Source organism: Xylophilus sp. (assembly GCA_009914555.1).
Taxonomy (GTDB): Bacteria; Pseudomonadota; Gammaproteobacteria; order Burkholderiales; family Burkholderiaceae_C; genus WNDY01.
Map to the genome: position 1 here is coordinate 1 of WNDY01000032.1, position 13,566 is coordinate 13,566.

Sequence of the window (13,566 nt, forward strand, 5' to 3'; positions counted from 1 at the left end):
GCAAACGGCGATGTCGCTGGCGCGAGACCTCCCTGATGCGCCATCTGCTGATGCAAGCCGTCAATCCAGTGCTCTCGCTGCTCGATAGCCTGAAGCGCTGGAAGGAAATCGCCGCCAGCTTGCGTGAACCTCCTCGACGCAGAACGTATCAACAGGATGATCTGCGCGAGATGGTCGGTTAGCGCTTATGGGCGTTTGCCCCCTATAATCTGTTTCACTGGCGCCATGCCGTAAGTGGTTGATTTTTCTGGATTTTAATCCACCGCCACCTTCGCCGGCGCCAGCAGGTCGATGCCAGCGCGCGACATTGCCGCCGGCCGCAAGCCATTTGCCTGCGGCGGCCCCGGTGCAGCGCGGCGGACTGACACGTTGAAACACCGATACGGAATACCCAACCCCGCCGAGCTGTGCGCCCCCAGCGGGCGCCCGATGCGGCGGGCGGATCGAAGCGAGACATTTCTGTGCTGATGGCGCTGGTACAACTCCTGCAGCGATGGATAGCCCCGTCGCCCGCCGGCGTGCCCGCGTCCGCGGCCCCTCCCCCCGGCAAGCCCCTGCCCGCCACCGCCTTCGTGGCGGCGCGGCCACGGCGCCGGCTCGCGCCCATCCCTGTGCCCTTGCCCCGGCGGTCGAGCTAGCGCTAGCTTCGCCCTCCCCGGCTACCACGGCCATTCCCTCTCGTTTCCACGCGTCGGCCCCGGCATCGCTGGCTCCTTCCAGAGCCTGTCGTTTGTCTCTTTACCACGCGGACCCGCCTACAGCGGACCCGTACCGAACGCACAAAGGAAACGCATCATGAAGCGGATGCTGATCAACGCCACGCAGGCCGAAGAACGCCGCCTGGCCATCGTCGACGGACAGAAGCTGCTCGACTACGAGATCGAGATCGAAGGGCGCGAGCAGCGCAAGGGCAACATCTACAAGGCCGTCGTCACCCGGGTCGAGCCCTCGCTCGAAGCCTGCTTCGTCGACTACGGCGAGGACCGCCACGGCTTCCTGCCGTTCAAGGAAATCTCGCGCCAGTATTTCGCCGAGGGCGTCTCGCCGAGCCAGGCGCGCATCAACGAAGTGATCAAGGAAGGCCAGGAGCTGCTGGTCCAGGTCGAGAAGGAAGAGCGCGGCAACAAGGGCGCGGCCCTGACGACCTTCGTCTCGCTGGCCGGCCGCTACGTGGTGCTGATGCCCAACAACCCGCGCGGCGGCGGCGTATCGCGCCGCATCGAGGGCGAGGACCGGGCCGAGCTCAAGGAGGCGATGGACCAGCTCGACTACCCGAAGGGCATGTCGATCATCGCGCGCACCGCCGGCATCGGCCGCACCGCGCCCGAGCTGCAGTGGGACCTGAACTACCTGCTCAAGCTCTGGACCGCCATCGACGGCGCGGCCAGGGGCGGCAAGGGCGCCTTCCTGATCTACCAGGAGTCGAGCCTGGTCATCCGCGCGATCCGTGACTACTTCAACCACGACATCGGCGACATCCTCATCGACACCGACGACATCTACGAGCAGGCACACCAGTTCATGGCGCACGTCATGCCCGAGCATGCCAACCGGGTCAAGCGCTACCGCGACGATGCGCCGCTGTTCAGCCGCTTCCAGATCGAGCACCAGATCGAGTCGGCCTACTCCCGCACCGTGACCCTGCCCTCGGGCGGCGCCATCGTGATCGACCACACCGAGGCGCTGGTCTCGATCGACGTCAACTCCGCGCGCGCCATCAAGGGCGGCGACATCGAGGAGACCGCCACCCGCACCAACCTCGAAGCCGCCGACGAAGTGGCCCGCCAGATGCGCCTGCGCGACCTGGGCGGCCTGATCGTCATCGACTTCATCGACATGGACGAGAGCAAGAACCGCCGCGAGGTCGAGAACCGCCTGCGCGACGCGCTGCGCCACGACCGCGCCCGCGTGCAGTTCGGCTCGATCAGCAAGTTCGGCCTCATGGAAATGAGCCGCCAGCGCCTGAAGCCTGCTCTGTCCGAAGGCGCGCACATCAACTGCCCGCGCTGCGGCGGCTCCGGCCACATCCGCGACACCGAAAGCTCGGCCCTCCAGATCCTGCGGATCATCCAGGAGGAGTCGATGAAGGACAACACGGCCGCCGTGCACGTGCAGGTGCCGGTCGAGGTCGCCTCGTTCCTGCTCAACGAAAAGCGCACCGAGCTCGCCAAGATCGAACTCAAGCAGCGCGTCTCGGTGCTGATGGTGCCCAACAAGACGCTCGAGACGCCGCACTACAAGCTCGAGCGCCTGAAGCACGACGACCCGCGCCTCGACGGCATCGAGCCCAGCTACAAGCTGGCCGAGGAGGTCGAAGACCCGACCACCGTCACCCGCCGCTCGCAGGAGCCAACCAACCGGCAGACGCCGATCATCAAGGGCGTGCTGCCCGACGCGCCGGCGCCCCAGGCCGAGCCGCGCCCCGAAGGCGCCCGCCCGCGCCAAGGCAGCCAGCAGCGCCAGGCCGGCGCACCGGCTGCGGCGGCCCCACCGGCCGCCGTCCCCGCGGCGGCGCCCACGCCGCCCGCCGAGTTCGGCTTCCTCGCCTGGCTCAAGAGCCTGTTCGGCTTCGGCCCGGCAGCGCCGACGCCGGTGGCCGCGCCCGCGGCGCCCCGCCCTGCCGAGCAGGCGCCGCGCGAAGGCCGTGGCGAGCGCGGTGGCCGTGGCGGCCGCGGCCGTGGTGAACGCACGGGCGAACGCGGCGGCGACCGTGCCGAACGCAGCGATGCCAACGGCAACCGCGCGCCGCGCGACGGCCGCCGTGGCGAACGCGGCGCCGAGCGCGGCGACCGCGCCGAAGGCCGCGACAACCGCGAACCGCGCCAACAACAGGCCCCGCGCGACGGCGAAGCCCGACGCGAAGGCCGCGGCCGCGACCGTGACCGCCGCGAGGAGCAGCAGCCCCAGCGCACCGACGCCGCCATCGACCCGGTGAGCCCGGGTGCCGAGGCCCAGCAGCCCGGCACCGAGGCGCCGCAGGAACGCGCGCCGCGTGAAGGCCGCCGCGAGCGCGGCGGCCGGGGCCGCGAGCGCACGCCGCGCTCGCAGCCCGACGAGAACGGACTGCCGGTCGCAGCGGATGCCGCCGCCGTGCCCGAGGCAGCGTCGGCCGCCGCGCCAGCGACCGACGTCGCGCCGCCGGCCTTCCCCGCTGGCGAAGCCGTGGAGAACGACGCCGCACCGGCCGCCGACCGTGAAGGCGAAGAGCCGCAACGCCGCGAACGCCGCTCCCGCGACCGCTACGGCCGCGACCGCCGCGAGCGCAACGGCCGCAACCGCGAAGCCGGCGCAGAAGTTGGCGAGAGCACTGAGGGTATCGAGCCACAGCCCCCGGAAATTGCGCGCGAGGAGGGGGAACCCCCGACAGTAACTCCGCGCCGCAGCTACTTCGCCCCACCTGCTGCCGAGCCGCATCCGGCTGCTGCGGTGGCTGAAGCAGCCGCCGCGCCGACGGCTGCTGCGGCACCCGCGGCAGCGCCGGTCGCCGCCGAGCCCTTCCCGGCCGCGGCAGCGCCAGCGGCGGCTCCCGAGGTCGCCGCACCGGCACCTGCTGCGCCCGTGCCACCCGAAGCTGTGCCGGCCATCGTCCAGGCGCCAGCACCGGCCGCCTACGCGCTGCCGGTGGCCGACCTGGTGCAGGTGGCCGAGGCCTCGGGCCTGCAATGGGTGCAGTCCGATGCAGAGAAAGTGGCCGCCGTCCGGGCCGCCATCGCCGCCGAGCCCGCGCCGGTGCGCGTGCCGCGCGAGCGGCCACCGGTCGCCGTCGTCGATGAAGGCCCGCTGGTGCTGGTCGAAACCCGCCGCGACCTGGGCGCGCTGAAGCTGCCGTTCGACGCGCAGCAGACGCCGGCCGCCTGAGGTCCGTCCCGCGGCGGGGAGGGCGCCGGCCCGCGACGGCGCCCTCCCCGCCTTGCCGTTCCCGCATCCGACGTACCGCCATGCTGTTTCTCCTGTCCCCCGCCAAGTCGCTCGACTACGAAACACCCGTCGCCGCCGGGCTGTCCCACACGACGCCGCTGTTCACCAAGCGCAGCGCCGCGCTGATCGAAGTGCTGCGCGAGCGTTCGCCGCAGCAGATCGCCGAGCTGATGGACCTGAGCGACGCCCTGTCGGCGCTCAACGTCGCCCGCTACCAGGCCTGGTCGCCGCGCTTCACCTCCCGCAATTCGCGCCAGGCGGTGCTGGCCTTCAACGGCGACGTGTACGAAGGGCTGGACGCCCGCAGCCTCGGCGCCGACGACCTGGCCTGGGCACAGGAGCACCTGGTCATCCTCAGCGGCCTCTACGGCGTGCTGCGGCCGCTGGACCGCATGCAGCCCTACCGGCTGGAGATGGGCACCCGCCTGCCGACGGGGGCCGGCGCCAACCTGTACCAGTTCTGGGGCAGCGAGATCGCCGAATACCTGAACAAGCGCCTGCGCGCCGACGAAACGCCGGTGGTGGTCAACCTGGCGTCGCAGGAGTATTTCAAGTCGGTGGACCGCAAGGTGCTGAAGGCGCGCGTGGTCGAGTGCGTGTTCGAGGACTGGAAGAACGGCCGGTACAAGGTCATCAGCTTCCTTGCCAAGCGCGCGCGGGCTGATGGCGCGCTACGCCATCACCCGGCGCCTCACCCTGCCGCAGCAGCTCCAGGGCTTCGACACCGAAGGTTACGCCTTTTCTCCCGGGGAATCCGAGCCCGACAGGCTGGTCTTCCGCCGCAAAGTTGGCTAAAACACCGGCCATGGTCGCCAACTCCACTTCTTCTTCCTCTTCCTCCTCGTCTTCCCGCTCGGCCGGCCGCGCCCAGGCGGTCACGCCCGAGCTACGCAGCTGGATCGTGCAGCAGGCCCAGGCCGGCTACAGCGCGCCCGTGGTCCTGCAATCCATGATCGACGCAGGCTGGGACGAGACCGTCGCGACCGAAGCGCTGGAAAACACACTGCGCGGCCACCTGGAAGAAGCCGCCCGCAGCAAGGGCCTGCCCCCGGCATCCAAGGTGCCGGAGCCTTCGCTGGCCGATTCGCCCCTGTTCCTCGACGCGGGCGACCGCCAGGTCCATGTGCTGATGACCATGGCCAGGCCGCGCGTCGTCGTTTTCGGCAACCTGCTGTCCGGCGAGGAATGCGACGCCATCATCGAGGCCGCCCGGCCGCGCATGGCGCGCTCGCTCACCGTGGCCACGCAGACCGGCGGGGAGGAACTCAACGCCGACCGCACCAGCAACGGCATGTTCTTCTCACGCGGCGAGAACGCGGTGGTCGCCCGGCTCGAAGCCCGCATCGCCAGGCTGATCACCTGGCCGCTCGAAAACGGCGAGGGCCTGCAGGTGCTGCACTACCGCCCCGGCGCCGAGTACAAGCCGCACCACGATTACTTCGACCCGGCCGCGCCCGGCACGCCGACCATCCTGCGCCGCGGCGGCCAGCGCGTGGGCACGGTGGTCGTCTACCTCAACGACCCCGAGAAGGGCGGCGGCACCACCTTCCCCGACGTGCAGCTCGAAGTCGCGCCCAGGCGCGGCAATGCCGTCTTCTTCAGCTACGAGCGCCCGCACGCCTCCACCCAGACCCTGCATGGCGGCGCCCCGGTGGTCGCGGGCGAGAAGTGGATCGCCACCAAGTGGCTCCGAGAGCGCGAATTCCATTGACCCCTGCTGCATGACGACCCCGGAACAATCCCTGCTGGGCAAGGCCGCCGCCTACGCCGACCAGTACGACCCCGGCCTGCTCTTTCCGATCCCGCGCGCCGTCAAGCGCAGCGAGATCGGCATCGGCGCCATGCCGCCCTTCGTCGGCGCCGACCTCTGGACCGCCTTCGAGCTGAGCTGGCTCACGCCGCGCGGCAAGCCGCAGGTGGCGATCGCCCACGTCACCGTACCGGCCGAGACGCCCAACATCATCGAGAGCAAGTCGTTCAAGCTGTACCTCAACAGCTTCAACGCCACCCGCTTCGCCGATACCGACGCGGTGCGCGAGCGGCTGCGCACCGACCTGGCCGCAGCCGCCTGGCGCGGCGGCGAGCGCAGTGGCTCGCTCGGCGTCAAGCTGGTGCTGCCGGACGCCTTCGGTCGCGAGGACGTGCAGGAACTCGACGGCCTGAGCTTGGACCGGCTCGACATCGAATGCAGCCGCTACACGCCGGCGCCCGAGCTGCTGACCGCCGCTTTCGACGAGCAGCCGGTGCGCGAGGTGCTGACCAGCAACCTGCTCAAGAGCAACTGCCTCGTGACCGGCCAGCCCGACTGGGGCAGCGTGCGCATCGCCTACAGCGGCCCGCAGATCGACCAGGCCGGGCTGCTGCAATACATCGTGAGCTTTCGCAACCACAACGAATTCCACGAGCAGTGCGTGGAGCGCATCTTCATGGACATCCGGAGCCGCTGCAAACCGGCCCGGCTCGCGGTCTATGCGCGCTATACGCGCCGCGGCGGGCTGGACATCAACCCCTGGCGCAGCAGCCACCCGCAGCCGGTGCCGCCCAACATCCGCACGGCGCGGCAATAGGCTCCGGGTCGACCTGACCCCGGTAGCACTGCTCGGGCGCCAGCGGCGCGCTGCGTGCGCTTGACCCTCGATTCGATCGGCTCCCCCTTTCCTTCCTCGGAAAGGGCAGGAACCTCTGGCAGGACGGGTCACCATGAAAGAGGGGCTGAGGCGATGCCGCAACCCCCGTGAAACGACGACGGCCGCGTGCGTTCACGCCGCGGCCGTCTGCCCGAACATCAGCTCCCGGCAGGCGCAGGTGCCGCAGCAGCAGCCGCGGCACCGTTGCCGTCGTCGGCTGCCGTCCATCCACCGCCCAGCGCCTTGTACAGCGTGATCTGGTTGGTCAGCAGGGCCAGACGGATCTGCACCGCCGATTGCTGCGCGGTGAAGAGCGAGCGCTGGGCATCGAGCAGGTCCAGGTAGCTGGCCACGCCGTTGCGGTAGCGCAGGTCCGACAGGTTGAAGCTGGCCTGCGCCGCGCGCACCTGGGCCTCGGTCGCGCGCAGCTGTTCGCCGAGCGTGGCCGAACCGGCCAGCGCATCGGCCACCTCGCGGAAGGCGGTCTGCACCGCCTTCTCGTACTGCGCGACGGCGATGCCCTGATTGGCGCGGGCCACGTCGAGGTTGGCCTGGTTGGCACCGGCATCGAAGATCGGCAGTGTGATCTGGGGGATGAAGGTCCAGGCGCGGGTCGACTCGTCGAACAGGTTCGAAAGACTGGTGCTGGCACGGCCGAGCGATGCCGTCAGGCCCACGCGCGGGAAGAACGCGGCGCGGGCCGCACCGATGTTGGCATGGGCCGCGACCAGCGATTGCTCGGCGGCGCGCACGTCGGGGCGGCTTTGCAGCAGGTCGGACGGCAGACCGGCGGGAACTGCGGCCAGCAGCTCGGCCTGCTCGGCCAGCGTGCGGCCGGCCGGCAGATCGGCCGGCAGGGCCGGCTGGCCCAGCAGCAGCACCAGCGTATTGACATCCTGCGAACGCTGGCGCTGGAGCTGCGCGAGACTGGCCCGGGCGGCCTCCACCAGGCCTTCGGCCTGGCGCAGGTCCAGCTCGGAACTCACGCCGTTGTCGAGCTTGAGCTTGGACAGGCGGAACGATTCCTCGCGGGTCTTGAGCGTTTCCTGCGTCACGCGCAGCAGTTCGTCGTCGGCCAGCAGGTTCAGGTAGGCCGTGACCACGCTGGCCACCAGGCTGATCTGCGTGGTGCGGCGCGATTCCTCGGTCGACAGGTACTGTGCGAGCGCGGCATCCTTCAGGCTCTGGATGCGGCCGAAGAAGTCGATCTCGTACGAGGTGATGCCGATGCCGATGGACGCATAGTTCTGCGACGAGCTGGGGCGCTCCCGCTGGCTGGTCAGCGCGGCGTTCACGGTCGGGAACTGCGCCGCGCGCTGCACGCGGAACTGGGCCTGGGCCTTCTCGACGTTGAGCGCGGCGACCCGCAGGTCGCGGTTGTTCTCGAGGGCGATGCCGATCAGGCGGCGCAGCCGCTCGTCGCCGAAGAAGTCCTTCCAGGCCAGGTCGGCCGCCGCGGGCCGGCCCTGGGCCGACCGCACGCTCTGGGCGTCGGGGAAGGACGCGGCCAGTGGCACCTGCGGGCGCTCGTACTTCGGGGCGAGCGAGCAGCCGGCCAGCACCAGGGCGGCCGCGAGCGGCGCCAGCGCGGCGGGGACGAAGCGCGCCCGGGCACGGCGCACGGAGATGGTCAGCCTGCTGCTACCCACGCTCGGCCTCCTCTTTGTGTTGTTGGGCGAGCTTGAGATCGTGCTCGTGCTGGCGATCGCTGCCCTTGAAGAAACCACGGACCAGCACGAAGAACGCCGGGACGAAGATGACCGCCAGCACGGTGCCGGTGATCATGCCGCCGATCACGCCGGTGCCGATGGCACGCTGGCTGGCCGAGCTGGCGCCGGTCGCGACGAACAGCGGCAACACGCCGAGCGTGAAGGCCAGCGAGGTCATCACGATCGGGCGAAACCGCAGGTGCGCGGCTTCGAGCGCGGCCTCGATCACGCCCTTGCCCTGCGCCTGCAGGTCCTTGGCGAACTCGATGATCAGAATGGCGTTCTTGGCCGACAGGCCGCTGATGGTCACCAGGCCGACTTGGAAGTACACGTCGTTGGACATGCCGCGCAGCAGCGTGGCCAGCAGCACGCCGATCACGCCCAGGGGAACGACCAGCATCACCGAGAACGGAATCGACCAGCTCTCGTACAGCGCGGCCAGGCAGAGGAACACCGCCATCAGCGAGAAACTGTAGAGGATGAGGGACTGCGAGCCGGCAAGCTTCTCCTCGCGCGACTGGCCCGTCCACTCGAAGCCGAAGCCGTCGGGCAGCTGGCCCGCCAGGCGTTCCATCTCGGCCATCGCGTCGCCGGAGCTGTAGCCCGGCGCGGCGTCGCCGGCGATCTTCATCGCGGGATAGCCGTTGTAGCGCACGGTCTGCATCGGGCCGATGACCCATTTCGTCGTCGCGAAGGCCGACAGCGGCACGACCTGCCCCTTGCTGTTGAGCACCGGCAGGTCCAGCACCTGCTCGGGTTGCATGCGGCGCGCGGCCTCGGCCTGCACCATCACGCGCTGGAGCCGGCCTTCGTTCGGGAAGTCGTTGATGTAGCTCGACCCCAGCCCGGTGGACAGCGCGGTGCCGATGCTGTCGAAGCCCACACCGAGCGCGGCCGCCTTGTCGCGGTCGATCACCAGCTGCATCTGCGGCGCGTCTTCCAGCCCCTCGGGCCGCACGCTGGCGAGCACCTTGCTCTGCGAGGCCAGCCCGAGCAGCTGGTTGCGCGCGGCCAGCAGGGCGTCGTGGCCCTTGCTCGCGCGGTCCTGCAGGCGGAAGGTGAAGCCGGTGGCCGTGCCCAGTTCGGGGATGGGCGGCGGCGACAGCGGGTAGATGAACGCGTCGCGGATCTGCGAGAACACGCCGAAGGCGCGGCCGGCCAGCGCCTGCGCAGTGTGCTCTGCGCCGGAGCGCTCGCTCCAGTCCTTGAGTGGCACGAACGAGATGCCGGCGTTCTGGCCCTGGCCCGAGAACGAGAAGCCGGCCACCGTGACCACGTTGGCCACTTCGGGCTGCTGGGCCATGTACTGCTGCACCTGCCTGAGCGCATCCTGCGTGCGCTCCTGGGAAGCGCCCGGCGGCAGCTGCACGTTCACGATGATGTAGCCCTGGTCCTCGTTCGGCAGGAACGAGGTCGGCAGGCGGGTGTAGACCAGCCCGACCACCACGATCAGCAGCGCGTAGATGATCATCATGCGGCCGGCCCGCTTGAGCAGGCGACTCAGCCTGCCCTCGTAGCCGTGGGCCGTCGAGGCGAACTTGCGGTTGAACCAGCCGCAGAAGCCCTTCTTCTCCTGGTGGTGGCCGGCTTCCACCGGCTTGAGCAGCGTGGCGCACAGCGCCGGCGTGAGCGACAGCGCCAGGAAGGCCGAGAAGGCGATCGAAGTTGCCATCGTGGCCGAGAACTGGCGGTAGATGTTGCCGGTGGAGCCCGCGAAGAACGCCAGCGGCACGAACACCGAGATCAGCACCACGGTCACGCCGATGATGGCGCTCGAGATCTGCCCCATGGCCTTGCGAGTGGCCTGCAGCGGCGGCAGGCCTTCCTGGCTCATGATGCGCTCAACGTTCTCGACCACCACGATCGCATCGTCCACCACGATGCCGATCACCAGCACCATGCCGAACATCGTGAGCACGTTGATCGAGAAGCCCAAGGCCAGCAGCGCGCCGCAGGTTCCCAGCAGCGCCACCGGCACCACGATGGTCGGGATGACGGTGTAGCGGAAGTTCTGCAGGAACAGGAACATCACCAGGAACACCAGCACCACCGCTTCGAACAGCGTATGGACCACCTTCTCGATCGAGACCGAGACGAAGGTCGAGGTGTCGTAGGGGATGGTGTATTCCACGCCCTGCGGGAAGAACTGCTTGAGCTCCTTGAGCCGCACCTTCACCGCCCTGGCGGTCTCCAGCGCGTTGGCCGAGGGCGTCAGCTGCACGCCCAGGCCCACGGCGTCTTCGCCATTGAGCTTGGCGCTGGTGGAATAGGTCTGGGCGCCAAGCTCGATGCGGGCCACGTCCCCCAGCCGCACGGCCGAGCCGTCGGTGTTGGCGCGCAGGACGATCTGCCTGAACTGGTCCACCGACGACAGCTGACCCTGTACCACGATGGTGGCCGCGATGCCCTGTCCCTGCACGCTGGGCAGGTCGCCGATATTGCCTGCGGAGACCTGCAGGTTCTGCGCGCGGATGGCCGCGCCGACCTGGTCGATCGACAGGTTGTAGCCCTTGAGCTTGGCCGGATCGATCCAGACCCGCATGGCCAGTTCCGCACCGAACTGCGTGACCGAGCCGACGCCGGGCAAGCGCTGCAGTTCAGGCAGGACGTTGCGGGCCGCATAGTCGTTGAGCGCGTCGATCGACACGTTCGGCGTCTTGGACGACAGCATCGCGAACAGCAGGAAGTTGGAACGCGATTTCTCCACGCGCACGCCCTGCTGCGTCACCGCCGTCGGCAGCCGCGGCGAGGCGCGCGACAGGCGGTTCTGCACGTCCACCTGGGCCAGGTCGGGGTTGATGCCCGGATCGAAGCTCAGGGCGATCGTGCCCGTGCCGTTGGCCTGGGCGGTCGCTTCCATGTAGAGCAGCCCGGTGGCACCGTTCATTTCCCGCTCGATCACCGCCAGCACGCTGTCTTCCAGCGTCTGTGCGGTGGCGCCGGGATATGTGGCGGTCACCTGGATGGTCGGCGGTGCGACCGCCGGATATTGCGCGATCGGCAGGCGGGTGATGGATACCGCGCCGAGCAGCATGATGAAGATGGCGACGACCCATGCAAAGATGGGCCGTTCGATGAAGAACCTGACCATGCGCCGCGCTCCTTATTCGGCCTGCTTGGCCGGCGCTGCGGACGGCTGCGGGGACTGCGCGGCGCCGGTGGGCTGCCATGGCACCGGGGTGACCGTGACTTTGGCGCCGGGCGCGCCGGGCGGCAGTTTCTGGACCCCGTCGACCATGACCTTCTCGCCAGCCTTCAGGCCATCGAGCACCACCCAGCGGTTGCCCTGGGCCGGGCCCAGCTTGACCTGGCGCACCGACAGCGTGTTGTCCGGGCCGACGACCTGCACCGTGTCGCCGCTGGCCGCGCGGGTGACGGCCTGCTGCGGCAGCAGGATGCCGTTGTCGATCTGGGCCTGCTCCAGGCGCACGCGCACGTACAGGCCCGGCAGCAGTTGGCGGTCGGGATTGGGGATTTCGGCGCGCAGCGTGACCTGGCCACTGGTGGAATCCACCGTCAGGTCGGTGAACAGCAGGCGGCCGGTGCGGCCGTAAACCGTGCCATCTTCCAGAACCACGCTGACCGATGCCTGGCCCTTGGCCGCCAGCTTGTACTGGCCGGCCGCGATGGCCGCGCGCAGGCGCAGCGCATCGGAGGCCGGCTGAGTGAAATTCACGTACAGCGGATCGATCTGCTGCACCGTGGCCAGCTGGGTCGCGTCGCCCTGCCCGACCAGCGCGCCCTCGGTCACCAGCGCGCGGCCGATGCGGCCGGAGATCGGCGAGGTCACGGCGGCGTAGCCGAGGTTGATCTGCGCCGTCGTCACCGACGCCTTGGCCACGGCCAGTTGCGCCTCGGCGGCCTTCTGCGAGGCCACGGCGTTGTCGTAGTCCTGCCTGCTCACCGCATTGACCTCGACCAGCGGCTTGTAGCGCTGCGCCTGGGCGCGGGTCTGGGCCACGTTGGCCTCGGCCTGGGCCACGTTGGCCTGGGCGCTCTCGAGCGTGGCGCGGTACGGCGCGTTGTCGATCTGGAACAGTTGCTGGCCGGCCTGCACGTCGCTGCCTTCGGCGAACAGGCGCTTTTGCAGGATGCCCGAGGCGCGGGCGCGAACTTCGGCCACGCGCGAAGCCTCCAGCCGGCCGGGAAGTTCGGTGACGAGGCCGACTACGCCCGGCTCGACCGTCACCACGCCCACCTTGGGCGGCTGTTGCGCCTGGCCAGCGCCTTGCTGGCCTTCGCCATCCTTCTTGCCACAGCCGGCCACCAGCAACGCGGCCGCCACGGCAAGCAGGCCCAGGATGAATGAGGGGGGAGACGATGTGCGTGCATCGCGCAAGGCAAACATGGTGTTCCTTCCAGGGGAATGCATCTGGCCCGAGGGCCGGGGAAACGGGATGAGGAGTTGGCGCCCGAGCACCGCGGCAGGACGGCTCAAAGCGCACCAGCCGGGTCAGGTATCCAACGTCAAAGCGGGCGAGTATACATACAATCATGAATGTATAGTGACCATCCGCCCACAGACAACGCCAAGACAATACCGCCATGGTCCGCAAGACGAAGGAAGACGCTCTCGCCACCCGCACGGGTCTGATCGATGCGGCCGAGCGCCTGTTCCATACCCAGGGTGTGTCCCGCACTTCGCTGGCCGACATCGCTGCGGAAGCCGGCACCACGCGCGGCGCCATCTACTGGCATTTCAAGGACAAGGGTGACCTGTGCAATGCAATGATGGAGCGGGCCAAGTTGCCTCTGGAGGAAGCCTGCCGCTTCAACAGCGACGACCCCGGCATCGACCCGTTCGCGCGCCTGCGCGACAGCATGGCCCATGTGTTGCACAAGGTGGAAGTCGACGAGCAGATCCGCCGTGTGTTCGAGATCGCCATGCTGCGCGTGGAATACGTCGAGGAACTGCGCAGCGTGCAGGAGCGCCATCTCAGCGCCCGCGACCAGTTCTGCACCGTGCTGGAGCGCGACCTTGCCGCTGCCGCACGCGAGCAGCGCGTCACGCTTCGCCTGCCGGCACGCGAGGCGGCGATCGGCCTGCACGCCCTGTTCGACGGTCTGGTGCAGAACTGGATCCTCAGCCGCAGCTTCGACCTGGTGCATGTCGGCTGCGGCGTGATGGATGCCTACCTGATCGGCCTCGGGTTCACGATCGCGGCCCCCGGGCGCTGCTAGAATCCCACTTTTCGTTCAGTTGCGGCTGTAGCTCAGTGGATAGAGTATTGGCCTCCGAAGCCAAGGGTCGTGGGTTCGATCCCCGCCAGCCGCACCAACCGACCCGATAAGCGGAAACGAGAACGGCGCCT

At 69.2% G+C, this 13,566-nt stretch carries 8 protein-coding genes, 1 tRNA gene and 1 pseudogene; 7 read left to right on the forward strand and 3 right to left on the reverse strand.

Annotated elements, in window-relative coordinates:
* The 5 genes and pseudogenes from GAK38_RS14360 to queF all read left to right on the forward strand — a co-directional run.
* A partial coding sequence (locus tag GAK38_RS14360) for a hypothetical protein (protein WP_325345225.1) occupies window positions 1-182 on the forward strand: 182 nt, incomplete at its 5' end.
* Between the two features lie 613 nt (window positions 183-795).
* On the forward strand, window positions 796-3,858 hold the full coding sequence (locus GAK38_RS14365) for an Rne/Rng family ribonuclease (protein ID WP_325345227.1): 3,063 nt from the start codon (window positions 796-798) through the stop codon (window positions 3,856-3,858).
* A gap of 80 nt (window positions 3,859-3,938) precedes the next feature.
* Window positions 3,939-4,713 (forward strand): annotated as a pseudogene (gene yaaA, locus GAK38_RS14370) (peroxide stress protein YaaA).
* A 10-nt stretch (window positions 4,714-4,723) separates the two neighbouring features.
* Window positions 4,724-5,629: a 2OG-Fe(II) oxygenase gene (locus tag GAK38_RS14375; protein WP_325345229.1), complete on the forward strand. Its 906-nt coding sequence runs from the start codon at window positions 4,724-4,726 to the stop codon at window positions 5,627-5,629.
* A gap of 10 nt (window positions 5,630-5,639) precedes the next feature.
* Entirely contained in the window at window positions 5,640-6,485 is an 846-nt protein-coding gene (gene queF / locus GAK38_RS14380) for an NADPH-dependent 7-cyano-7-deazaguanine reductase QueF (protein ID WP_325345231.1), read from the forward strand.
* 218 nt (window positions 6,486-6,703) lie between these two features.
* On the opposite strand, the gene GAK38_RS14385 is transcribed toward queF, so the two are convergent.
* Genes GAK38_RS14385 through GAK38_RS14395 form a run of 3 tightly spaced genes read right to left on the reverse strand, consistent with a single transcriptional unit; the run spans window position 6,704 to window position 12,602 of the window.
* On the reverse strand, window positions 6,704-8,194 hold the full coding sequence (locus tag GAK38_RS14385; protein WP_443089221.1) for an efflux transporter outer membrane subunit: 1,491 nt from the start codon (window positions 8,192-8,194) through the stop codon (window positions 6,704-6,706).
* Entirely contained in the window at window positions 8,187-11,345 is a 3,159-nt protein-coding gene (locus GAK38_RS14390) for an efflux RND transporter permease subunit (protein ID WP_325345233.1), read from the reverse strand. Before GAK38_RS14390 ends, GAK38_RS14385 begins: the two co-directional genes overlap by 8 nt.
* Before the next feature lie 12 nt (window positions 11,346-11,357).
* Window positions 11,358-12,602, reverse strand: coding sequence for an efflux RND transporter periplasmic adaptor subunit (locus GAK38_RS14395; RefSeq protein ID WP_325345235.1), 1,245 nt, complete (start codon window positions 12,600-12,602; stop codon window positions 11,358-11,360).
* Between the two features lie 197 nt (window positions 12,603-12,799).
* Between GAK38_RS14395 and GAK38_RS14400 the strand changes: the two genes are divergently transcribed.
* Window positions 12,800-13,435: a TetR family transcriptional regulator gene (locus tag GAK38_RS14400; protein WP_325345237.1), complete on the forward strand. Its 636-nt coding sequence runs from the start codon at window positions 12,800-12,802 to the stop codon at window positions 13,433-13,435.
* Window positions 13,436-13,456: 21 nt separating this feature from the next.
* Window positions 13,457-13,532 (forward strand) — tRNA-Arg (locus tag GAK38_RS14405).
* The last annotated feature ends 34 nt before the right edge of the window (window positions 13,533-13,566 follow it).